General features: G+C 41.5%; 24 protein-coding genes. 12 read left to right on the top strand and 12 right to left on the bottom strand.

All coding sequences use genetic code 11. The features are described from left to right. Positions 1-7 precede the first annotated feature (7 nt). The 4 genes from DFP80_RS06905 to DFP80_RS06920 are packed head-to-tail and all read right to left on the bottom strand — an operon-like array spanning position 8 to position 4,888. The gene (locus tag DFP80_RS06905; protein WP_175020648.1) at positions 8-1,015 is read right to left on the bottom strand and encodes an ABC transporter permease; all 1,008 of its coding nucleotides are present in this window, start codon (positions 1,013-1,015) and stop codon (positions 8-10) included. Between the two features lie 22 nt (positions 1,016-1,037). Next, positions 1,038-2,531 (bottom strand): sugar ABC transporter ATP-binding protein, encoded by a 1,494-nt coding sequence (locus DFP80_RS06910; RefSeq protein WP_241560324.1) that lies wholly within the window; start codon positions 2,529-2,531, stop codon positions 1,038-1,040. A 54-nt stretch (positions 2,532-2,585) separates the two neighbouring features. Further along, on the bottom strand, positions 2,586-3,335 hold the full coding sequence (locus DFP80_RS06915; RefSeq protein WP_113916075.1) for an SDR family oxidoreductase: 750 nt from the start codon (positions 3,333-3,335) through the stop codon (positions 2,586-2,588). Between the two features lie 32 nt (positions 3,336-3,367). Beyond that, positions 3,368-4,888: a UxaA family hydrolase gene (locus tag DFP80_RS06920; protein ID WP_113916076.1), complete on the bottom strand. Its 1,521-nt coding sequence runs from the start codon at positions 4,886-4,888 to the stop codon at positions 3,368-3,370. A 110-nt stretch (positions 4,889-4,998) separates the two neighbouring features. On the opposite strand from DFP80_RS06920, the gene DFP80_RS06925 reads away from it, so the two are divergent. From DFP80_RS06925 to DFP80_RS06935, 3 genes are all read left to right on the top strand, one after another. Continuing rightward, complete coding sequence (locus DFP80_RS06925) at positions 4,999-5,691, top strand: GntR family transcriptional regulator (protein WP_113916077.1); 693 nt, start codon at positions 4,999-5,001, stop codon at positions 5,689-5,691. A gap of 67 nt (positions 5,692-5,758) precedes the next feature. Continuing rightward, the gene (locus DFP80_RS06930; protein ID WP_113916078.1) at positions 5,759-6,196 is read left to right on the top strand and encodes an RbsD/FucU family protein; all 438 of its coding nucleotides are present in this window, start codon (positions 5,759-5,761) and stop codon (positions 6,194-6,196) included. After that, positions 6,186-7,007: an amidohydrolase family protein gene (locus DFP80_RS06935; protein WP_113916079.1), complete on the top strand. Its 822-nt coding sequence runs from the start codon at positions 6,186-6,188 to the stop codon at positions 7,005-7,007. Before DFP80_RS06930 ends, DFP80_RS06935 begins: the two co-directional genes overlap by 11 nt. On the opposite strand, the gene DFP80_RS06940 is transcribed toward DFP80_RS06935, so the two are convergent. Continuing rightward, positions 7,002-7,898 (bottom strand): GntR family transcriptional regulator, encoded by an 897-nt coding sequence (locus DFP80_RS06940; RefSeq protein WP_158601385.1) that lies wholly within the window; start codon positions 7,896-7,898, stop codon positions 7,002-7,004. The two genes, DFP80_RS06935 and DFP80_RS06940, sit on opposite strands and share 6 nt — an antisense overlap. Before the next feature lie 402 nt (positions 7,899-8,300). Between DFP80_RS06940 and DFP80_RS06945 the strand changes: the two genes are divergently transcribed. The 7 genes from DFP80_RS06945 to DFP80_RS06975 all read left to right on the top strand — a co-directional run bounded on the left by DFP80_RS06945 (position 8,301) and on the right by DFP80_RS06975 (position 15,974). Beyond that, positions 8,301-9,311 carry a zinc-binding alcohol dehydrogenase family protein gene (locus tag DFP80_RS06945; protein WP_113916081.1) on the top strand — a complete coding sequence of 337 codons (1,011 nt, stop codon included), beginning with the start codon at positions 8,301-8,303 and terminating at the stop codon, positions 9,309-9,311. A gap of 3 nt (positions 9,312-9,314) precedes the next feature. Further along, the gene (locus tag DFP80_RS06950; RefSeq protein ID WP_113916082.1) at positions 9,315-10,499 is read left to right on the top strand and encodes a mannitol dehydrogenase family protein; all 1,185 of its coding nucleotides are present in this window, start codon (positions 9,315-9,317) and stop codon (positions 10,497-10,499) included. Then, the gene (locus DFP80_RS06955; RefSeq protein ID WP_113916083.1) at positions 10,496-12,136 is read left to right on the top strand and encodes a UxaA family hydrolase; all 1,641 of its coding nucleotides are present in this window, start codon (positions 10,496-10,498) and stop codon (positions 12,134-12,136) included. Before DFP80_RS06950 ends, DFP80_RS06955 begins: the two co-directional genes overlap by 4 nt. Positions 12,137-12,220: 84 nt before the next feature. Beyond that, on the top strand, positions 12,221-13,285 hold the full coding sequence (locus DFP80_RS06960; RefSeq protein WP_206610631.1) for a sialic acid TRAP transporter substrate-binding protein SiaP: 1,065 nt from the start codon (positions 12,221-12,223) through the stop codon (positions 13,283-13,285). A gap of 20 nt (positions 13,286-13,305) precedes the next feature. Beyond that, entirely contained in the window at positions 13,306-13,878 is a 573-nt protein-coding gene (locus DFP80_RS06965; protein WP_113916084.1) for a TRAP transporter small permease, read from the top strand. Between the two features lie 15 nt (positions 13,879-13,893). Next, positions 13,894-15,171, top strand: a complete 1,278-nt coding sequence (locus DFP80_RS06970; RefSeq protein WP_113916085.1) for a TRAP transporter large permease — start codon at positions 13,894-13,896, stop codon at positions 15,169-15,171. Between the two features lie 170 nt (positions 15,172-15,341). Next, entirely contained in the window at positions 15,342-15,974 is a 633-nt protein-coding gene (locus DFP80_RS06975; RefSeq protein ID WP_113916086.1) for a helix-turn-helix transcriptional regulator, read from the top strand. Positions 15,975-16,023: 49 nt separating this feature from the next. Here DFP80_RS06975 and DFP80_RS06980 read toward each other — a convergent pair whose 3' ends face one another. The 3 genes from DFP80_RS06980 to DFP80_RS06990 all read right to left on the bottom strand — a co-directional run bounded on the left by DFP80_RS06980 (position 16,024) and on the right by DFP80_RS06990 (position 17,458). Next, complete coding sequence (locus DFP80_RS06980) at positions 16,024-16,332, bottom strand: 4a-hydroxytetrahydrobiopterin dehydratase (protein WP_113916087.1); 309 nt, start codon at positions 16,330-16,332, stop codon at positions 16,024-16,026. Between the two features lie 137 nt (positions 16,333-16,469). Continuing rightward, positions 16,470-16,892 carry an organic hydroperoxide resistance protein gene (locus tag DFP80_RS06985; protein WP_113916088.1) on the bottom strand — a complete coding sequence of 141 codons (423 nt, stop codon included), beginning with the start codon at positions 16,890-16,892 and terminating at the stop codon, positions 16,470-16,472. 131 nt (positions 16,893-17,023) lie between these two features. Continuing rightward, positions 17,024-17,458 (bottom strand): MarR family winged helix-turn-helix transcriptional regulator, encoded by a 435-nt coding sequence (locus DFP80_RS06990; RefSeq protein WP_113916089.1) that lies wholly within the window; start codon positions 17,456-17,458, stop codon positions 17,024-17,026. 926 nt (positions 17,459-18,384) lie between these two features. Here DFP80_RS06990 and DFP80_RS06995 point away from each other — a divergent pair. Then, on the top strand, positions 18,385-18,675 hold the full coding sequence (locus DFP80_RS06995; protein ID WP_113916090.1) for a putative quinol monooxygenase: 291 nt from the start codon (positions 18,385-18,387) through the stop codon (positions 18,673-18,675). A 95-nt stretch (positions 18,676-18,770) separates the two neighbouring features. Here DFP80_RS06995 and DFP80_RS07000 read toward each other — a convergent pair whose 3' ends face one another. Beyond that, positions 18,771-19,241 carry a Dps family protein gene (locus DFP80_RS07000; protein ID WP_113916091.1) on the bottom strand — a complete coding sequence of 157 codons (471 nt, stop codon included), beginning with the start codon at positions 19,239-19,241 and terminating at the stop codon, positions 18,771-18,773. Between the two features lie 707 nt (positions 19,242-19,948). Between DFP80_RS07000 and DFP80_RS07005 the strand changes: the two genes are divergently transcribed. After that, the gene (locus DFP80_RS07005; protein ID WP_113916092.1) at positions 19,949-21,565 is read left to right on the top strand and encodes a methyl-accepting chemotaxis protein; all 1,617 of its coding nucleotides are present in this window, start codon (positions 19,949-19,951) and stop codon (positions 21,563-21,565) included. Between the two features lie 339 nt (positions 21,566-21,904). On the opposite strand, the gene pspC is transcribed toward DFP80_RS07005, so the two are convergent. Genes pspC through pspA form a run of 3 tightly spaced genes read right to left on the bottom strand, consistent with a single transcriptional unit; the run spans position 21,905 to position 23,362 of the window. Next, positions 21,905-22,351 (bottom strand): envelope stress response membrane protein PspC, encoded by a 447-nt coding sequence (gene pspC, locus DFP80_RS07015; protein WP_258546976.1) that lies wholly within the window; start codon positions 22,349-22,351, stop codon positions 21,905-21,907. Between the two features lie 51 nt (positions 22,352-22,402). Then, on the bottom strand, positions 22,403-22,651 hold the full coding sequence (gene pspB, locus DFP80_RS07020) for an envelope stress response membrane protein PspB (protein ID WP_113916095.1): 249 nt from the start codon (positions 22,649-22,651) through the stop codon (positions 22,403-22,405). A 39-nt stretch (positions 22,652-22,690) separates the two neighbouring features. Then, positions 22,691-23,362 (bottom strand): phage shock protein PspA, encoded by a 672-nt coding sequence (gene pspA, locus DFP80_RS07025; RefSeq protein ID WP_113916096.1) that lies wholly within the window; start codon positions 23,360-23,362, stop codon positions 22,691-22,693. Positions 23,363-23,556 lie beyond the last annotated feature (194 nt).

The raw sequence follows: 23,556 nt of genomic DNA on the forward strand, positions 1-23,556 counted from the left end.
CTTTGCATTATTTTGATTTTTGACGGCGCATCATGTCGGCATAAACAGCCAAAATAATAATGATGCCTGTTACGACGGTCTGCCATTCTTGTGCAACCGACAGAACTCGTAATCCGTTCGTTAATACCGCCATAATTAAGGCACCGATTAACGTACCAATAATCGTGCCGCGCCCACCTGATAGAGACGTACCGCCGATCACCACTGCGGCGATAGCTTCTAATTCATAACCAAGACCAAGCGCAGGTTGAGCTGAGTTCAAACGAGAAGAAATCAAGATACCGGCAATGCCACAAATGCCACCAGCGACGGCGTAAATAGCAATTTTCCAACGATCAGTGTTCACACCAGACAAACGCACGGCCTCTTCATTTGAGCCAATTCCGAAACAGTAACGTCCCAAAATAGTTTTGCTCAATACATAACTCGCTACACCTGCAACAATGAAGAGAATCAATACGCCATTTGGAATAGGCAGAAAAGGCAGTACTTCGCCAATCAAAGAGCCCCGCGAGATCTCATCAAAGCCTTCTGTATTATTGAAGTAAATCGGACGAGCACCACTTACAACTAGAGATAAACCTTTTAAAATCAGCATCATGCCTAACGTTGCGATGAAAGGAGGTATCTTCATCTTGGCGACAAAAGATCCAGAACAAAACCCACAGAATGCCCCTGCTAAAATCGCACCCAGCACACCAATTGGCAGCGGTAAATTCATATTGGTCAACAAAACCCCAGCAATCACCGCAGTGAATGTCATCAGAGTCCCTACCGACAAATCAATGCCGCCGGAAATAATAACTAGGGTTGCTGCAACGGCTAGAACGCCATTAACAGAGGTAGCCTGCAGAATGGCTAGCATATTAGACGTCTGCATAAAATTTGGGGAGGCGATAGAAAATACAATCAACAACACGATTAAACTCGCAAACGCGAGCACTCGTTGATGCGCCGTCATTTTTATCAATTTGCTAACTAAACTTGGTGGCGTTTTTTGGCTTTCGGTTATCATTATTTTTTTCTCCTGCTAGCCTTTACTGAGTGGCTAATGCCATGATTTGTTCTTGTGTTGTTTCTTTTCCGCCGGGTAATATTCCTGTGAGCTTTCCTTGACACATAACGGCAATTCGATGACTTAAACGCATAACTTCCGGTAGCTCCGAAGAAATGACAATAATGGCTTTGCCTTGCTTCGCTAGAGACTCAAGTAGTTTATAAATCTCTGACTTGGCCCCCACATCAATGCCACGCGTCGGCTCATCAAATATCAAAATATCGCAGTCTTTTAATAGCCATTTGGCAATGACCACTTTCTGCTGATTACCGCCAGATAAAAAGCCAACTTCTTGAGTATCTGAAGGCGTTCTTATTCCTAGCTGCTTAATATAGCCATTCGCAATGCTGCTCATTTCAGCTTCGTTTAATGCGCCTAAAGAACGCGTAAAACGGTTTAAAGTCGCCATAGCAATATTGGCTCTGACATCCATGCCTAGGGCCAAACCAAAATGCTTTCGGTCTTCCGACAAATAACCAATACCAGCCGCGACCGCATCACTTGGAGACTCAATCTGGCACAGTTTGCCATTCACCCAAACCTCGCCAGAATCAATTGGGTCAGCGCCAAAAATAGCCCGAGCGACTTCCGTTCTTCCTGCTCCCATCAAGCCAGCGAAACCTAAAATCTCCCCTTTCTTAAGAGAAAAGTTCACATCTTTAATCTCTTTACCTCGATTCAGCCCTTTCACCGCCAGCAGTTCAGGTTGTGTGGATAAATCAGGGATATACACGGCCTCGTCTTTCACTTCTCGCCCAACCATCATGGAAATGATCTTAGAAAGTGGCGTTTCTTTCGCTTCTACCGTACCTATGTATTCACCATCACGTAACACTGTTACTCGGTCTGCAATTTGCTTGATTTCATCCATTTTGTGACTGATGTAGATAATGCCGACACCTTCTGATTTAAGACGTCGAATTATGACAAACAGCTCTGCAATTTCGGCATCATTTAAGGCTGCCGTCGGCTCATCCATAATGAGAACACGAGATTGAAATGACAACGCTTTGGCAATTTCGACCATCTGCTGCTTGGCAACCGTTAGGCTGCCAATTTCTGTCATCGGTTCAATATCAAAGTTCATCTTTTTAAAGATGTCACTGGCTTGGCTATTTAAGCGTTTTTCATCAATCACCCCCCAAGATGAACGAGGCTCTCGACCAATAAAAACATTCTGTGCCACGGTCAGATCATTCATCAAACTCAGTTCCTGATGAATAATGCCCACTCCTGCCTTCTGCGCCGCTTTAGGACCATCAAAGTCAGTGAGCTGGTCACTGACTTTTACTGTGCCGCCGTCTTTTTGATAAACGCCCGACAGTATTTTCATCAAAGTAGATTTACCAGCACCGTTCTCTCCCATTAGGGCATGCACTTCACCTTTTTCAAGATTAAAGTCCACACCTCTAAGGGAATATACGCCGGGGAATCGTTTCTCAATTCCGATCATTTCAACCAATAACGGCATCATTCTCACTCCGTAACAAACACTAGGTTGATTAGAGTTTTCCTCTAAGTAACCCAGTTAAATAGTCACACCACCATCGACGAGTAACGACTGCCCCGTCACATATACACTTTCATCAGACAATAAATACACAATGAGAGGGGTAATATCCGCTACCTCAGCAAGACGCCCCATCGGCTGACGAGCAATAAAATCTTTCTGTGCTTGAACAGGGTCCGCAGCAGAAGAAATTCGGCCTTGTAGAGAAGGCGTATTAACCGTTCCCGGACAAATCGAATTACAACGTATACCTTGCGTCACAAAATCTGCAGCAATACCTTTTGATAAACCGATAACAGCGGCTTTAGTTGCACCATACGCGGTGCGCATTGGGAAACCTTTAATAGATGACGCCATAGAAGCCATATTCACTACAGAAGAAGAGCCTGTGATTTTGGCTTGTTCCATCATCCCCGGCAAAAAAGCCCGACACATACGCATCATAGATGTGACGTTCAAATTCACGCTAAACTCCCAGTCTTCGTCACTGATGTCTAATACACTGCCATGATGAACAAAACCAGCACAGTTAAACAAACCATCAAGGTTCGGCATCTGTTCAGCAAATGATTTAATGGCTTTAGCGTCCATCACATCCAATAGGTGCGTCTGGATACTTGGACAATCTTTTTTTAAAGTTTGTAGCGCACTTTCATTGATATCAGTCGCAATAACATGAGCGCCTTCACGCATACAGGCTTCAGCACTTGCACGCCCCATACCTTGACCAGCGGCTGTTATTAATATTGTTTTGCCTTTAAGTCTCACAATCGTTTCTCCATTTAACTAGATGATAATAGCTACATCACAGCGCCAATTTGCCAAGGCACAAACTCTGCCCCACCAAACCCAAGCGCTTCACTTTTTGTTTCTTCTCCAGAAGCAATTCGAATAATCAGTTCGAATAACTCCTGACCTTTCTCTTCTATAGACACACCACTGGTGACGATATCGCCACAATTTAGATCCATATCTTCTTGGAGCCGGCGATACATCTCAGTGTTCGTCGCCAACTTGATACAAGGCGTAGGCTTATAACCAGAAACTGAACCTCGTCCTGTCGTAAAAATAATCATATTCGCCCCCGATGCGACCTGACCGGTGACCGAGCAAGGGTCGAAACCAGGGCTATCCATAAACACGAAACCTTTTTTATCGATTGATTCACCAAACAGATAAACATCGGTTAATGGCGCGCTGCCGCTTTTCGCCACGGCTCCTAAGGACTTTTCAAGAATGGTAGTTAAACCACCATTTTTATTGCCGGGGCTTGGGTTATTGTCCATTTCTCCGCCATTACGAGCACAGTAATCTTCCCACCAAAGGATGCGCTCAATCAGTTTTTGCCCAACGTCTTTAGTCACGGCTCGGCGTGTCAATAAATGCTCGGCGCCATACACTTCAGAGGTTTCGGAAAGAATGGTGGTGCCTCCGTGGCGCACTAATAAATCGGAGGCGTAACCTAAGGCTGGATTGGCGGTAATGCCTGAATAGCCATCGGAGCCACCACATTGCATACCGACCATAATTTCGGAGACAGGTGCGGGTTCTCGTGTTGCTTTATTTGCTGCTTGCGCTAATAAGTGCAGTTCCTGTAAGCCTTTTTCGATTGTTTTTCGCGTGCCACCTTCAGACTGAATCGTCATATAACGAAAGGCAGCGCTCGGTTCTTGGCTGTCCACAAGGCTAGACACTTGCAGTACTTCACAGCCAAGACCGACCAACAAAATGCCACCGAAATTTGGATTATTGGCATAACCCGTCAGCGTACGGTGAAGAGTTTGATAGCCTTCGCCTTGACCCGACATGCCACAGCCAGTGCTATGAACAATCGGCACAATGCCGTCTATATTCGGATAATCTTTTAGGAAATCAGTTTTAGTAGCCGCCTCTTCGATAAAACGCGCAACAGAACCAGCACAATTAACCGAAGTTAAAATACCAAGATAGTTACGAGTACCGACTCTGCCATTTTCACGGTGATAACCGTTAAAAGTACGAGGTGTTAAAATGGGAGGTAATGAATGGCTGCTTTGAGAAAATGCATAGTCTTGAAGATGCTCGCCCATGCCCATGTTTTGAACGTGTACATGTTCTCCGAGCGCTATAGCTTGTGTCGCTTGTCCAATGATTTGGCCATAGCGAATAACATTATCGCCTTGCGCTATATTCTTAACAGCGACCTTATGACCTCTTGGGACATAGCTAAGTAGCGTAACGTCAAATTCGTTTAATTGACTGCCTTGAGCAAGATCGCTTAAGGCGATAACGACGTTATCGTTAGTGTGTAAACGAATGGTTTGTTTTGACCCAATGATCATGGGCAATCCCCTGTTCTAAATTCACATTTAATTATTGTTGTTGTATATTCAAACTAGCACCAACAATTTCAACCGTCAACTAACATGTTAGTATTAAGGAAATATTTTCTATGACAGAGTCATCGCTTAATAAAATTCAAAACTTGAGCGGCTCACTGTCTCAGCGGGTCTATCAATCATTACGAGAAGCCATCCTCTCTATGCAATACCCGCCCGGAACCGTGATTCGAAAAGGCGCAATATGTGAACAGCTGGGCGTTTCACGCTCTCCGGTTGCAGAAGCGTTAGCGCGTCTCTCTGCAGAAGGTTTGGTGGATGTCATTCCACAATCGGCAACCAAAGTGTCGTGTTTTTCTATGGATGAAATACGTGAGGCAAGTTTTTTACGGCAAGCATTAGAAATCGCCGCCGTCGAAAAAGTAACGCTCGAGCGCAGTGATGAACAATTGGCGGCATTAACACGAAATGTACGAATGCAAGCGTTATTGGTAGAAGACAAAGACTTTGTAGGGTTTTACCAAGCCGATGAAGAGTTCCATACGTTACTAATGAACTTCACTGGTTTTAATGGTGTTTCGCAGGTACTTGAAAGCGTTTCACTGCATTTAGTTAGAGCACGCATGTTGGTTTTACCTGAAGAAGGAAGGCCGGGCGAAGCCGTAAAAGAACACCAAGCCATTCTTGCGGCAATCAAAAATCAAGATGTAGACGCAGCAAGAGAAGCAATGAAGTATCACATTGGACAATTGATACCCAGAATCCTACCACTGGAAGAATCTCACGCTGAATATTTCAAAATATAATTAGCCAAGTATAAGAAGTTCCAGTTTTTAAAGTCATCTTTCCATAATAAAAACAAAGAGGAATAACATGCTTTACCACGTACCCAATATCATTACACCAGAACTGCTTTATGCGATGAGAGCGATGGGACACGGTGATGAATTACTCATCACCGATGCAAATTTTCCGGCCACTAGTCATGGTCAAGAATGCATCAGACTCGCTGGCGTAGACAGCTCTGAAGCCTTATCAGCCATATTAACGCTCTTGCCCATCGATACCTTTGTGGAAAATCCTTTTATCACGATGGAAATAGTCGACCACCCTGAAACCATTCCACCGACGGTGGAGGATTTCACTCAAATCATTCAGCAAAAAACCCCCTTTCTCTCTTCGCCAAAAGGACTTGAGCGTTTCGAATTTTACGAGCGAGCTAAAAAAGCCTTTGTGATCATTCAAACGTCTGATATTCGCCCATACGCAAACATCATAGTCAAAAAAGGAGTTATAAATCATGCAAATTGATGCTCATCAACACTTTTGGCGGCTAGAGCGAAACGATTATGCTTGGTTAACGCCAGAGCTGACTGAACTGTATAAAGACTTTGAGCCAGAAGACTTACTTCCCTTGCTAAACAAGCACAATATTGATGGCACTGTACTGGTACAAGCCGCTCCCACAGAAGCAGAAACATGGTTTTTGTTAAAACTTAGCGAGCAATACGAATGCATAAAAGGCGTCGTTGGCTGGGTTAATTTCGATGATAAAAATGCCTCGAAACGCATAACTGAATGTTCAAAACACCCAAAATTAGTGGGGATTCGCCCCATGATCCAAGACATTGAAAATGTAAACTGGATGCTAAGTCCCGCTGTCGCTAGAACATTAAGTAGCCTAAGTCAGTGTCAGCTTGTGTTCGATGCTCTCGTTAAACCTCAACATTTAAAAAATTTGAAACGGCTAGTAGACCAACACCCTAACCTAAAGGTTGTGATCAATCACGGAGCGAAACCCAATATTAGAGAGAATGAATTACACCAGTGGCGCTTAGATCTCAAAGAATTTCAAGACTTACCAAACGTCAGCTGTAAACTTTCTGGCCTCGTTACAGAAGCCAATAGTGATTGGCAAGCGAAGGATTTGTTTCCTTATATCGATACCATTTTTGACGTCTTCGGGGAGCAAAGAGTCCTCTGGGGAAGCGACTGGCCAGTCAGTCTTTTAGCATCGTCTTATACAAAATGGGTCGATACTGTGAATCTATATTTGACCCACAACAATATCTCTAAAGAGTCTGTATTTGGTAACAACGCCATGCGTATTTACAACTTATAGCATCGCCGTGTCTTTCAAAGATTGTTTGGCAGTGTTTAAGTGTCTTTCAAGAGCAACGGCTGCCCCGCGGTAGTCTTTCATTAGCATTTTACCGATAAAATCTAGGTGCTCTTGTACAGCAAGCGTATTACGTTCGCGCTCCGCACTTCTATCCCATTGGTAGTGATAATGAAAAACAAAACTGATGATGTCGTAAAATTCATTCACGAACTGATTTGGGTGAGCTCGTTGAAGTAGCCCATGCAATTTTTGATCTAATCTTGGGAAATCATCATAGCAAGTCTCCATCTTGAGAGACAAATTCTTATGTTCAATAAAAAGATCATTAAGTTGTTGCCAGTATTCACTATCTTCGGGCAATTGAATAAAGTTAGATAAGGAATGCATCTCAAAAAGATGGCGAATTTCATAAAGCTGATCGACAAAAGCTTCATCAAACTTTTTCATTTTCCACTGTGAGCGAGGGTTTTTCTCAATCAAACCAAAGCGAGAAAAACGAATTAAAAACTCTCTCACCGCAACGGTACTTGTATCTGATTGACGAGCTAACTCAAGCTCTGAGAATTTGTCTCCTGGCTTAAGCTTGCCATGCTGGATCAAGGTTAGAAAATACTCTTCGACCAACTTTTCTTTTGGTTTGCTTTGCTTACTAACATCAAAAAAATGCTCCGAATTAGGCATAGCTATTAGTGTTTTAGTTGCACCAGACTTAACAAGAATGTCGAGCTCTTCTAGGTACTCAACGGCTTTACGAACCGTTGTCCGACTCACACTAAATTGGTTCGCTAAGACAACATCAGACGGTAAGCTATCGTCTACTTTGTAGTTTTTGATGATGTGTTCTAACAATGTATTAACTAGTTTTTGAAATACAAAATTTTTACGACTCACAAGCATTCCAACCTTTTTTCTTCTTCATAACTACCCTAATGATAGTCTTTATCCAAAATATTTTCATTTTTTCAACCCACAGAGATTAAGTCTTTTATAAGCTAAAAAACACATAATACCACCCAAATAGCGAATAGTGATTTTTATTTGCTGTATTTTATAAATAAAAAACAGTTGAACTTTGTATTTGAAATTTTTATTCTGGGCGAAATATAAAAATAAAGCATGTTAGGTAACCTTATGAACTCTGCAAAAAAACCATCTTTCCTTTTGACACTTTCTGCCAATTCACTTGGTTCAGCCACTGTCACTCCTATCTCGTTAATGCGCTTTTTTTAGGCCCAAGCATCGCTTGTATTTTTGTCAATTTTTAAAATTCTCTTTATTGGAAAGTCGATAATTATGAAATCTGCAATCTGTACTCAGCCTGGTGTTATTGAAATTCAAAACGTTGCGCGTCCCGTTGATAAACCTGGACACGTTATTATTAAAATTAAGCACATAGGTATCTGCGGTACGGATATTCATGCCTTTGGCGGACAGCAACCTTATTTCGAATACCCGCGAGTATTAGGTCATGAACTGTCTGGCACTGTTGATTCTGTTGGTGATGGTGTTGACCTTGCTATAGGAAAAAATGTGTATGTTGTGCCTTACATGGCATGCGGAAAATGCATAGCTTGTCGAAATAACAAACCCAACTGTTGTACAGACATTCAAGTCATTGGTGTGCATATTGATGGTGGAATGACCGAATACTTACAAGTTCCTGTCGATTATGTTGTTGAAACTAATGACATGCCATTAGATCACATGGCGGTTGTTGAGTGCTTAGCGATTGGCGCCCATGCCGTTCGTCGCTCTCGATTGGAAGCGAATACAGATGTCTTGGTTGTTGGTGCGGGTCCTATTGGTATGGGCGTTGCGCAGTTTGCTAAAGAGCGCGGTGCTCGTGTCATTATGATGGACATGAATCAAGACCGTTTAGATTATTGTAAAAACTCGTTAAAGGTCGACGCTACGGTATTGGCTGGGGACAAGGCAACAGAAGAGCTGGCAGCGTTAACAAATAATGAATTTCCAATGACTGTATTTGATGCAACAGGAAATCCTAAGGCTATGCAGTCTTGTTTCGGCTGGGTCTCTCATGGTGGTACCTTGGTTCTAGTCAGTGTTGTTAAAGCCGATATTCAATTTTCAGACCCTGAATTCCATAAACGTGAAATGACGTTAATGGGCAGCCGTAACGCAACCAAAGAAGATTTCGAACACGTTATAAAGTGCCTACGCGAAGGACGTGCGGTTGTTTCTTCTATGATTACTCACCGTGGCTCTTTAGTGGATTTACCTACCTTACTACCGCTATGGAGTAAGAGTGAAACAGGCGTTATTAAAGCTTTGGTTGAGGTATAAGCCATGCAGAAGGATTTGCTGAACCAAAATTTAATAATGCAGTTTGGTACCAGCCGCTTTCTGCAGGCTCACGTTGATTTTTTTGTCGGTGAGTCCGTTGCTCAAGGTCTGTCATCAAGCAAAATTGCCATTGTGCAATCGTCTAGTAGCCCAGCAGGTAAACACCGTATGGCGGCGTTTAACTCGCATTCGACTTACCCGGTAAAAGTACAAGGCATTCAAAATGGCGATGTGATTGACTGCGTCCATAAAATTAAGGCCATTGAAGTGGCACTGCAAGCGGATGAGGATTGGCAAACCATCAAAACGTTGTTTTGCCAACGCGTTTCGCATGTGGTGTCTAATACTGCCGACCAAGGATTTCAGCTAAATGCTGACGATCACGCAGATTTACTCAACTCAAATGTGGCACCCAAAAGCTTTCCTGCAAAGCTTTTGGTCTTACTAAAAGCACGCTTTGATTTTAACCAACAAGGGCTGGTTATCATGCCTTGTGAGTTGGTTGTGGATAACGGCGATGTATTAAAAGAATTGGTTATTGGGTTAGCCAAAAAATGGCAACTATCAGAGCAGTTTGTAGCTTGGTTGCAAGAGTCCTGCTGTTGGGCCAACTCCTTAGTGGATCGTATTGTTTCAGATGCCATTGAACCCATTGGTGCGGTGGCAGAACCCTACGCATTATGGGCAATTGAAAAACAGGAAAACCTGACACTGCCTTGCCAGCATACTTCCATCAAGTTAGTGGATAGTCTAAAAGACATCGAGTTTCTAAAGCTTGGTGTACTAAATCTGTCTCATACATATTTAGTCGATTTATGGACATTAGGCGAACTTAACGGTCACTCTCTGAAAGAGGTAATGACGGTTCGAGAAGCAATGGAACATAAAGATTTACGCGCGGCATTAGAATCCATTTTAGCAGAAGAAGTCATCCCTATTTTGTTGGCAGCGAACTTGTCAGAAGACGTTGAGTCTTATGTGGAAAGCGTTAGAGAGCGTTTTTTGAACCCATTCTTACAACACAAATTGAGCGACATCGCCCAGAATCATCAAGCAAAAGTTGAACGCCGTATTTTGCCTATTTATCAGAAAGGCTTAGACGTTTTACCTGCTAAAAGCTTTCCTAAATTAGCAGCATGTTTATCAGCCAATGGATTTCATCAATCCGTTGAGGAGACGTTTTTATGAAGCGCCGAGTATTAAAAATACACCCTGATGATAATTTGATTGTGGCTCTCGACAACTTACAAATGGGTGAAACCATCGAGTTAGATGGCATTTATTACCCTATAAAAGAAAATATTAAAGCCAAGCACAAATTTGCTACGCTTGATTTTGCTGAAGGAGACACCCTCATTCAGTATGGCATCACGGTCGGTAAAGCCATTAATGCCATTACGCGAGGGACAGCCATCACAACAGATAACACCCGCCATAGTAGTCAAACCTATGGCGAAGATAGTCAAGCTTATGAATGGAAAAAGCCGGATGTGTCCAAATGGCAAGGGGCAAGTTTCCAAGGAATCCGGCGCGAAAACGGTCAAGTAGGAACCGCAAATTACTGGCTTGTAGTCCCCTTAGTGTTTTGCCAAAACCGTAATGTAGAGCAAATGAAAACCGCACTGCAAGATGCGCTTGGTTACAGTAATGAAACCCATTATATCGACCTTGCGAGAACTCTAGTAAACAACTATCAAGCAGGCTCAAATGGAGGCTTAAACTCCTTGGCTAATAGTATATCCATGCCAAAATCGCTTGTATTTCCTAACGTTGATGGCGTTAAGTTTTTAACTCATTCCGCAGGCTGCGGTGGGACAAGAGAGGATGCTCTGGCGTTATGTAAGTTATTAGCTGGCTATATTCATCACCCAAATGTAGCAGGTGCAACCGTATTCAGCTTAGGTTGTCAAAATGCACAAATGTCATTATTAAAAGAAGAATTAGCAAAGCTTGAGCCAAATACCAAGACTCCCGTTTTATGGTTCGAACAGCAGGCTTATGGAGAAGAGCGCTCCATGATGGACGCGGCGATAAAAGAAACCTTCAAGGGATTAACGAAAGCAAACACCTATCAGCGCGAAGCTGTGCCTCTGTCAGCATTAAAAATCGGCGTTGAATGCGGTGGCTCTGATGGTTTTTCTGGTTTATCTGCCAACCCTCTCATTGGCCGTGTCGTTGACAAAGCGGTAGCACTGGGTGGCGCATCGATATTAGGCGAGTTTCCTGAGTTATGTGGCGTAGAACAGAATATGCTAGATCGTTGTACCCGCCCTGAATTGAAAAGCCGCTTTTCTGGATTAATGAAAGCTTATGAAGCTCATGCTCTGGCGGCTGGCGCCTCTTTTGATATGAACCCCTCTCCGGGAAATATTCGTGATGGCTTAATAACCGATGCAATGAAATCCGCTGGGGCGGCATTGAAAGGTGGAGCCGCGCCAGTTTCGGATGTACTTGATTACACCGAAGTCGTGACTCAAGCGGGGTTAAATTTGCTGTGTACCCCTGGAAATGATGTCGAATCTACGACGGCATTAGCCGCATCGGGAGCAAACCTTATTTTATTTTCAACAGGGCTTGGCACCCCAACAGGTAACCCTATTGTTCCTGTGCTCAAAATTTCTAGCAACTCAACCATCGCTGAGCGTATGCCAGATATTATTGATTTTGATGCTGGTTCAATCGTAACGGGTGAGAATACCTTAGACGTATTAAGCAATGACTTATTTGAGTTGTGTCTTGAAACCGTGTCCGGCACTTATGCAACAAAAGCAAAGCGGCTTGGCCAAGATGACTTTATTCCATGGAAGCGAGGTGTCTCTTTATAACGAAATTTAATACTTGGTTTCTGTTTACGCAGTAGCCACAAAACGACTTGGGAAGTATTAATTGTCTACTCCTAGGTAAACACTTTGATTTTTTATAAAAATAAAATAGGTAAAATCATGATGAAAATCACTAGTAAAATAAACGCAACTAGTCCTGCCACTTTTTTAAATAAATTAACTCGCCGTACTTTCCTTGTCGCGGCTTCAACCATTGCTGTTGGCTTTGGTTTTGCTGGCTCAGCCAATGCGGCAACCACTCTAAAATGGGCACACGTCTATGAAACCGGATCAGCTTATCATGAAGCACTCTTATGGGCTGCCGATGAAATAGAAAAACAGACGGAAGGAAGAGTAAAAATTAACGCCTACCCTGCTTCATCTCTAGGTAAAGAAGCCGAGCTTAGTGAAGCATTAGATTTTGGGGCAGTTGATATTATTTATACTGGCGACATTTTTGCAGGTCAGACCTACCCTCCTATGCGTATATCCTCTTTCCCATTTGCAATACGCGATTTTGACCACTGGAAGCATTATCGTGACAGCAGCTTATATAAAAATATTACATCCGAATATGAGAAACAAACAGGTCACGATGTAGCAGGTTTTACTTACTATGGTTCGCGTCATGTCACATCTAATTTCCCAATCACTAAACCTCAAGATATGGAAGGAATGAAAATTCGAGTACCGAATGCTCCCCTCTATTTGATGTTTCCACAAGCCGTTGGGGCAAACCCAACACCAATCCCATTTTCGGAAGTATACCTAGCTCTTCAAATGGGCGTTGTTGATGGCCAGGAAAACCCATTACCAACAATCAAATTTAAAAAGTTTTATGAAGTCCAAAAATATATAAATCTAACCGGACACATGACTAACTCTGTTTTCACTATGATCTCGAGTTACACAAAGAACAAAGTCAGTAGCGATGACTACAAAACAATTGTCTCTATTACCAAGCAAGCTGCGAGTAAAGCTTCTGAGGCAATTAATGAGTCAGAACAAAATCTTGTCAGCTGGTTCAAAGACCAGGGAGTCATAGTACAGGAAGTGAATAAGCAACCATTTGTCGATGCGATTCAGCCTTTGCTTAACTCCCAAGATAATGGATTCACTGCTGAACAATTAGCTGAATTGGAAGCGCTATAAATACATAGAGGGGCTGCTTGATGGATAATCAACAGACACAAAAGCGAGCTAAAGAAAGCTCGCTTCCCCTCGATCTGATTGATGAAAATCAGGTCGAGGATTCATTCAAATTTAACCTAGCCGATTTACCGGTGATGCTCTTTTTCTGGATGTTGATCATCGTTGTATTTTGGCAATTTTTCACTCGTTATGTGTTAAATGATTCGCCCGGCTGGACAGAAGAGATTGCTCGCTACTTACTTATTATGGTCGGCTTTATTGGGTCAATTACAGCCGTTAGAAAAGGTAGCCATATATTTTTAGAGTTCATATATCGCTACTTACCAGCAGGACTAACAAAAGGTCTAGTAATGTTTGCTGATGTTACGTGTGTGATTTTTTATGCGTATTGTGCACATTTGTCTTTTCAAGTGGCAATGCGCCTACATCAAACACTCGTTTCAATACCAGTACCAAAATCGTATATCTATTGGACTATTGGCGTTTGCTTCATTTTGATGGCCTGTCACTCTTTACTGTGGCTGATAAAACACTGTAGACAAAGCAGTGATGAATTGGTTAGTCATATTAATGATCAGATCGTACCTGATTGAAGACTAAGGATTTTTATGTCTATTCTTTTCATGTTTCTTATTTTATTTGCGCTGTTAGTCATTGGCGTACCTGTTGCTGTGTCACTCGGTGTTGCTTCTTTAATTTTCATCATAATGGAAGGTATGCCCAGCATTGTGGTACTGCATAACATGGTAAATGGTGTTAATAGCTTCACATTAATCGCCATTCCTTTCTTTATACTGGCAGGACACTTAATGAATACGGGGGGAATTACCAATCGTATTTTTGCCTTTGCCCGATCTCTCGTTGGGTGGATGCCCGGCGGATTAGGTCATGTAAACGTAGGTGCCAGCGTTATCTTTGCCGGCATGTCTGGCGCAGCGGTAGCGGATGCCGGAGGCCTTGGGAACGTAGAAATTAAGGCAATGAAAGACGCAGGGTACGATACGGATTTTTCCGTTGGTATTACGGCGGCCTCTTCCACTATCGGTCCGATTATTCCCCCATCTCTACCTTTAGTGATATACGGTGTGATGGCAGATACCTCAATTGGCCAGCTCTTTGCTGCTGGTCTTGTGCCTGGTTTACTGATGGCTTTTGCACTGATGATTATGGTGTCTTGGTTCGCAAAAATACGTAACTATCCGAAAGATGACCATTTTAGTGTCCGTATATTATGGGCTACTTTTAAACGTGCATGCCTTCCACTAATGACACCTGTGATTATCGTAGGAGGGATAGCAACCGGAATATTTACACCAACTGAAGCAGCTGTCGCGGCTGTTGCTTACTCCATGTTCCTAGGAATGTATGTTTATCGCACACTTTCCTTTAAAAGCCTTATTCGAGTGTCGCAAGAAACCATTGAAACAACCGCTTCAATCTTAATGATAGTCGCAACATCAACGATTTTTGCGTGGATTCTGACCGCGAACCAATTCGCCACTTTTTTTGCAGAGCAGCTGCTTACTTTCACCGAAAATAAAGTCATGATACTGCTCATTATCACCGTCATGGTATTAATAATTGGTTGTTTCATGGAGACGATTGCAGCCATCACTATTTTAGTCCCCGTACTTTTGCCAGTAGCAGTACAAATAGGCATCGACCCAGTCCATTTTGGTATTATTTTGATTCTAAATTTAATGCTCGGATTGCTCACTCCACCAGTAGGAATGGTGCTATACGTTCTTGCAAAAGTGTCTGAAACTCCCTTTGAGCGATGCGTAATGGCTACTGCACCATTCTTAATTCCTCTCGTTTCGGTACTACTGTTATTAACCTTCATTCCGGCTATTTCAATGTGGTTACCCACCCTTCTGTACCGTTAACATAGTAATTACGAACCACAACAGAGTACCTAGAACACAACTAGGTACTCTGTTTATTTAAAAAAATTTCTGCTGTCTTATATTGTTACTTATCTGTCATATTAACCCTGTACTCTCATTTTATTCGCGGTACTCAATTTCACTTTTTTAAGGCCTACGGAGACGACAAAATGAAGATGAAAGGACAATTAGACAGCGCACAACCTCTAAAAAAACATAAAGCAAAATCAAAAAAAAGTGAGTTGAAAAAAAAGAAGCAGGCCAAGCAGGAAAATAAAAAACACACTAAAGAGAAAAAAGTTTCTCAGCCGGAAATGATAGCACCTACAGAAGTATTGGAAATTTCGACTACTGAGCCTCAGGCGCCAAAAATAGACAACACTCAAAAAGCAGTAGAAATTGACCTTAACGACTCAAGTAAAAGTACTCCTGAAAGCCCTATTGTAATTGAGTCGAAAGTAGCAGAATTATCAAATACTCCTCGTCAGCGTGCATCAAAAAGCTTGGAGCCAATGTCAAAAGAAGAGCAATTGATCGCGATTAACCAAATCATCAAGCGTCTATTGTTGAACGAAATGACACAAGGCGCAGCACTGCGCGAATTACGCGTTGGCGTTCTAGGGATTAGACAAGACGCCTACACAAAACTGTGTGGCGTCTCTCGTAAAACCTTATCCGAGATCGAAAACGACAAAGGCAATTACACAGCAGAAATCATCAATAAAGTGTTCAAACCTTTCGAAATAAAAGTCGGCCTAGTACCGACCTCCAGTCAGCTAATGGCCGCCATTTTGACAACTTAATTGACTAATAATAAAACAATAAGCCTTCGCATTATCGTGTCAATATTAGTTACAAAGACGATGCAAGGGCTTCCATTTTCTTAGCAAGGTCAAAGTCTTTATGAGAAATCCCCAGTACATCGTGAGTTGTTAGCTGGATTTTCACCTTGTTGTAAACATTAAACCATTCAGGATGATGATCCTGTTTTTCCGCATAAATCGCACACATAGTCATAAAACCGAATGCGTGCTGAAAGTCTGTGAATATAAAGGCTTTACTGAGTTTTCCGTCCTCTATCGCCCAGTCTTCTGACGTTTCTGTATTTAATTGGTTAAGTGCTTGCTCTATCTCATGCTGTTCAAGCTTTCGATATGTCATGCTGTTTCACCTCTATTTAAATAGCCTACGAGGTTCCAGTGTAATGGGTTAAGACACCAGTTAACACCCAACAAAAAATCCCTCGTGCAATCTAGCGCAAAAGGGATTATTGGGACTAACAATTTAATGGAAAATCATTACTTAATCGTAAAATTCACATCAATGTTGCCGCGAGTTGCATTTGAATATGGGCAAACTTTATGGGCTGCTTCAACCAATTGCTCAACAACGTCTTTTTCAACGCCTGGAACATCTACTTCTAAATCTGCGCAAATAGTGAAACCTTCACCTTTAGTATTAGGACCGATACCTATAGTCGCCGTAACATTAACGTCATTAGGCACTTTAACTTTCTGTTGAGAGGCAACCAACTTCAATGCACCGATGAAACAAGCAGAATAACCAGCTGCGAAAAGCTGCTCTGGGTTAGTCCCTTCACCGCCAGCGCCACCCAATTCTTTTGGCGTGCTTAGAGCAAGATCCAATTTGTTGTCAGAGGTAATAGAACGACCATCGCGGCCACCTGTAGAGGTTGCTGTTGCGCTGTAAACGGCTTCCATAATATTGCTCCTAAAATGAGAAATTAAGTTACTTAAACGATAGTTATTGCGATAACTATCGTGGTAAATAAAAGCTCAGTTACCTGAGCTGATGATATTATGTTATTGCAATAACTATTACTACACAAGCCCTATTTTACGAGTTTTTTCCTAAGGGAGACTAATTGCTCACGTAGAGCCACGACGTCATCCATATTAATGCCGCACGCTTCAGCAACACAACGGTTTACTTCTAGACCTTGTTCGCGCAGCTTTTTACCTTTTTCAGTCAAGGAGATACTTAAACTACGATCATCGTCCACACCCCGTAAACGCTGAACTAAACCATCGGCTTCCATTCGCTTTATCACTGGTGTAAGCGCTCCAGATTTTTGTCCAAGCGCATCACTAATATGCTTCAAACTGACGCCATCTTGCTCCCATAAAATCAACATCACCGTATATTGCGGATACGTCAGACCTATGGCAGAAAGTGGTTCTTTGTAGAACTGCGTCATCGCAAGCGAAGTCGAGTACAAGGCAAAACACAATTGGTTGTCGAGTAATAAGGGATTATTTGATTTCATGGGCTCTCAAAATGTGGCACAAACTGTTATAGCGATAATGATTGAGTATTTTACACATTAACTCTCTCTACAACATCAAAATAGCGGTCTGCTTTAATGCCTTAGCTACTATAATATTCTTCTGAGCTCTTACTCTGCATGGGTTTCGATAGTACTCCAGTGTGGCCAGTTTCTAGCTCAATCTATAGAGTTAAGCTGGGTGTTCTAAAGAAGGGTAAAAGCAAAAAATTAATTTCGACTACAATAATCACTTCCATCAGAGCAAGCACTGACTGCTGAAATTGCAGCACCGGCTACAGTCCAAGGCCCTCCCAAAGGAGTACAGCTAAAAAAACGGATGCAACAAGACATTCATTACTAACATTTTCATAAATACCACCATAAACTAATTCAAGTTGTTTTATATCTAAAATTCTCACGATCACCTCAAGATTAAAAATCAATCTGTTAAATTCTTTATTTTCTTTAACAAACATCTTTCCAAAAATAAAAGCATCCCAGAAAGTATAAAATTGCATCTTTATTTTCAATATCAAGGAAAATAGTAAAAAATGAAAAAGGCAGAAAAATAGAGGTTAAAAAATCAATTTTCTTATTAAAAACAACACTAGAAAATTCAAATTTAACCAGTCTATCTAATAAACTCATCTCATTAAAATCAAAAAAAACACATTAACAACATTTTTAAAAATGAATATTATATATTGTTCATTCTTAGCACAATCCTATAAATGTAGGGTGCATCTACCATTTATATATTTTCAATACGCTATATAAAAATAGCTCGAGTCATGATGTCTTATCCTTCTAAATAAATGGTTAAGATAACGTTTTATGGAGGCTTTGACTTCCCTGAAATAATTCCAATGCCGTCACCCTTATGATGTATGCTATTGATCTTCTGAACTAAAAGAGAAGGCTTTAGCATGTCAAAAGTCACCCTAAGCGGTCATATTGAAGTACCAGCAGAAGATCTAGGCGCAGTATTGGCAGAATTACCAAACCACATAGCACTGACTCAGCAAGAAGCAGGTTGTATTACCTTTACAGTGACAAGAAATCCAGAAAAACCACAATACTTTGAAGTGTATGAAGAGTTCACCAACCAAGCGACATTTGAGAAGCATCAAGCCAGAGTGAAAGCGTCTCATTGGGGTGAAGTAACGAAAAATGTTGAACGATTTTATACGATTACAGACCATTCATGTACTCAATAAAAAACCAGCGACCGATAACGATAGCTGGTTTTAGAAGTAATCAATGATCCAATTCCATTGAGCTGTGCGATGCCAGCTCAATCACATAATTGCGACTAAGCTTGAGTCGCTCTTAGCATCCATGCGGTTTTTTCGTGAACTCGCATACGATCCGATACTAGGGAAGCAGAAGACTCATCGTCGGCCTCTTGCGCTACTTTTAATACTTTACGTGCCGTTTTTACAACCTGTTCGTGCCCCTTGGTTAAGTACTTAACCATGTCAGTCGAACTTGGTACTCCATCTACTTCTTTCACCGAGCTCAGTTCCGCAAAAGCCTTATATGTTCCTGGAGCGGCTACGTCCAAAGTACGAATACGCTCTGCGACATCATCTACCGCCAGTGCTAACTCTTGATATTGCTCCTCAAACATTAAATGCAATTCACGAAATTGAGGGCCTGTCACATTCCAATGAAAATTGTGCGTCTGTAAATATAAAGTATAGGTATCGGCCAAAAGATGTTTTAGGCCCTCCGAAATTTCGGATCTATTTTCTTTGTTTATACCAATATCAATATCTGTCATGTTATTACCTCATAGTTAGATTGTGATAACGCTTTTTTAGCAAATACTTTGTAAAAGTCTGCAAACCAAAAGCAACAGTCGTATTGCGTTTTCTCTATTTATATTATTACAATAAAATAAGGTGGACTGAAACCACAATGCATTCAAGAAATATGGAGCTAATGTGGGGAAAAGTAAAATAGCATGTTAAAGCCTTTAGCATTCATACTCACCTCCAACCGCTCTAAGTGGCTTCCGGTGAGTCATTCCACTGACAATGGCGAAAATGACTTGATCAGATACCGGAAGACTTTCAATCTATGTAAGATTGGCAGTCACAAGATAGTTTAGATCATTCATCAGAATCTTGACTCATAGATAAAACACAAAGAACCTCATCCACTGGAACTTCGGTTAATTCCGAGCTAGCAACAAAACAGATGAGTGATGGCATTCTTTTAATGCCTCTGAACACGGATTTTCAGCCACATCACCTGATTAAATCGAATAAAAAACCAATTTTTTGCAACAACACAGCTCTTTGCAAAAAATTACAAAATGTTCAAAAAACAACCTATCCACTACTTGCTAACATTCCTCTCAAGTGCCATTTTTAATATAGCGCTATTGTCTCATTACTGTAGTTTCTTGGAAAAAGGCAGCTGTATAGCAAGGAAGAGTTAATCATTCATTGATTTTCTGAAGACTTCAAACACAGGGATAAACTCATGAAGAAACTACAGACGATAAGAGGTCGCTATACGTTAATCTTTGGCGGTTTAGCGTTAGCTTTTCTACTGGTTATAATCTCCACCGAGACATTGATCAGTTACTTACAAAATAGTATCGGCAAGTATGCTTCTGGCACTTCACTCATTCAAAACGCAGACAGAGACTTGTATCAGTCTCGTCTCGCATTAGCCACGTTAGTGTTCGAACGCAACTCCAAAAATACTCACGAATTAGAAGAAACCACGCGATCTAATGCTACGCAAGCACTAGATCGCATGCAGGAATTTCGGAGGCTCACAGAAGATATAGATGAAATATCTAGCCTGTTAGCAAACTTTGATAGCCTCTATAAAGATTGGTCAGCCAACAACCTCGATATTATTCAATCAATGAAAAGCAACCCTGATGCTGCAATGATACTTTTTATTGGAAAAAACCAAACAAACTTCATCAAACTTCGTCGTTTATATGATCATTCAGAAGAACTGATCAGCAAATATTCTGCGCTTGAGAACAAAGCCATAAATAAGTTCACCGACATATTCAAACTGACTGTCGGCATCTTCGCAGTTTTCACCTTATTTTTGAGTGTCATACTCGCTTGGTTTGCCCCACGAAACATTTCAAAAGCAATCAAACAAGTCACCTTTGGTGTTCGACAAATTAGTTCTGGTGATGGCGATTTAACACGTCGTATAAACAGCACAAAACCAGATGAAACGGGTGTATTAAGTCGAGAATTAGACAGCTTTGTCGCGCGTCTAGGCAGCTTAATTGGACAAGTGCGTAATGGCTGCGAGCATATTCGCCAAGAAATGTTTAATTTAGGCGAATCAGCCTCAGAATCGGCAGACTTAAGTGAGCGACAAAATCAATCACTGGAGTTTGTGGTGACTGCAGTAGAAGAAATGGGCGGCGCAACTCGTGAGGTCGCACAAAATGCCGCCGATACCGTGGCAGAAGTGGAAGCATTAAGTAGCTCTGCAGATGATGGTGTTAAACAATTAGACAATGCTATTTCTCAATTAGATGGTCTTGCTGAGCAAATACAAGGTGCTGCAGGCGTCATCCATCAGCTATCTGAACGATCCGATAAGATCGCTTCCGTTCTGGATGTCATTCTTGGTATTTCTGAGCAAACCAATTTACTTGCTTTGAACGCTGCAATAGAAGCCGCACGAGCAGGGGAGCAAGGTCGAGGTTTTGCGGTGGTTGCTGACGAAGTACGTGAACTGGCCAGCAAAACCCAAGCCTCTACCGAAGACATCCAGGAGATGATCAATGATTTACAGTCTGGTGTCAGTAATGCGGTAAGTTCGATCACACAAAGTGTCGATATGGCCGGTTCCAGCGTTTCTCTTTCCCGTAAAACCATGGAATCTATTGCCGTAGTAAAAACATCCGCAGGGCGAATCTATGACTTTACCGCGCAAACCGCCAGCGCCACCGAAGAGCAAAGCAAGGTTACTGACGAGATAAATGAAAATCTATCGAATCTTGCTAACATGTCGAAAGATGTCATGGAAATATCCAAGCGTATTAGCCATTCGGTTCATCAAACCTTAAGTAATTCTGATGAGCTCGCCAATCAGGTTAAACGCTTTACGGTGTAGTATTTGCTTCTATTGAGGCCATAAAGATCATCGAAATATAACAATAAAAGTCACTGTTTCGATGGTTTTTTATATTCAAAAAAAGCAATCAATTGGCACCTTTCAACCATAAAACCTTTTATTTCAAATATAAAACCGTTTTGAAAGTAAACGTCCTAGGCTGTATAAAATAAAGGCAATGGGAATATTCAATAACAATACCAGTAAACAATCCATCGTCACGGCCAAAATAAAGGCGAATACGGCATCCAGATATAGGCAAGTGTTTCCCAGCAATAAAAGGAAAAAAGACGTTCTCATCTGCATTTACCAACCCTCCTTATTTTCATCTACTAAAGATTAGTCCCTAATTTTTGAGAATTCACGGTCTAGATCAAATTTTTTGGATGTAACATGACGCTCCATCTCAGTAACGCGCCCCGCCACATCATCCAACTTTTCTTTCGCGCGACGTAATCTGGAATTTGCACTATCAGCGTACTTGAACATCTTCTTTGGTCGATAGCTTTGTTGACGTTCATCGTATTCGTATTCGTACCCATCTTCTCCTTTTGGGCGAACATCCAAAAACCACCAAAGCGCCATGTATGCAATAACTACAAAACTGCCAAGGAACAAAAAGCCACCAAAGGTGAAAAGCCTCACAACCCATGTATCAACATCAAAATGGTCTGCTAAGCCCGCACATACTCCACCCAAGTAACCTTTTTTCTTATTACGATATAAGTTCAAATTCCACCCATGAGACTTTTTGGCTTTGATACTTTCTTTTATTTTATCATTCATCATTTTACTCCTCTTAACTGGCTAATCTTCTATCACTCAGCTACCCGAAGATTATCGAAACTCATCATTATCTCGACTTCGCCAGTCTGGGCTCTCCACATCTAAGATTTTCTCTAATGCTTGCACGCGGTCAGTCAATTTATCAGCCTGCATTAATAGAGACTCTAATTCGCGCTTATCACCATCATCTAACCCTTTCACAGCACGGTTCTTACTTCGGTAATGCAATATCAACCAAATAGGCGCTACTACCGACATAAAAATGATGGTGGGAACAAACAAAAATACAGCCATACTCATAGTGCAATTCCTTTTCCTATCAACGGATACAGATTCAGCTTAGTTGGTCTTAGTCATTTTCTCTTTCAAACGAGCCAACTCATCATTGATACCGTCATCTTCCGCCAAAGCGTCAATTTGTGATTTTAAGTCTGCTTTTGGTTGCATGCCGATATCCATAGATTCAAGTTGGCCTTCTAAGCTATCAACACGACGTTCAAAGCGTTCAAATTTCTCAAAAGCATCATCCAATGCTTCTTTATGATTCTGGCGCTTCACACGCATACGGCTTTCTACACTCGATTGACGCAACAACATGGCTTTTTGCTTCGCTTTGGCATCATTCAATTTAATTTGTAACTGCCCGACTTCTTCATTCAAGTGCTCAAGATGTTCATCCAAAGCTGATAACTCTTGATCTATGACTTCTATTTCTTTTTCTATCTGTTGCTTTTCTGATAGTGCTGCTCGGGCTAGATCTTCACGCCCTTTATGGATTGCCAGCATAGCTTTGCTTTCCCACTCTGCGGCTTCGCTACGCATACGTTCCAAACGACGCCCTGTGGTTTTACGATCGGCAATCACACGAGCAGAACTAGAGCGCACTTCGACCAATGTTTCTTCCATCTCTTGAATCATCATTCGGATCATTTTTTTGGGGTCTTCGGCTTTATCCAGCAACGAGGTTAAGTTGCTATTAATAATGTCCGTCATTCTTGAAAAAATACCCATGGTTTTATCTCCTATTTCATATGCAATTAGTAAACATCTTCTCTTACTGTTACAGCATCCATGCCAAAATCATTAACCCTATGATTATTATGAATTTATTTTTTAACAGTGCTATTTTCTTAATTTTTAATGGTTGAAAAAACCACTATTTAGTATCTTTAACCATATAAATTTGGCAAATTAAACCAACCATA

Source organism: Marinomonas rhizomae, from assembly GCF_003315485.1.
Taxonomy (GTDB): domain Bacteria; phylum Pseudomonadota; class Gammaproteobacteria; order Pseudomonadales; family Marinomonadaceae; genus Marinomonas; species Marinomonas rhizomae.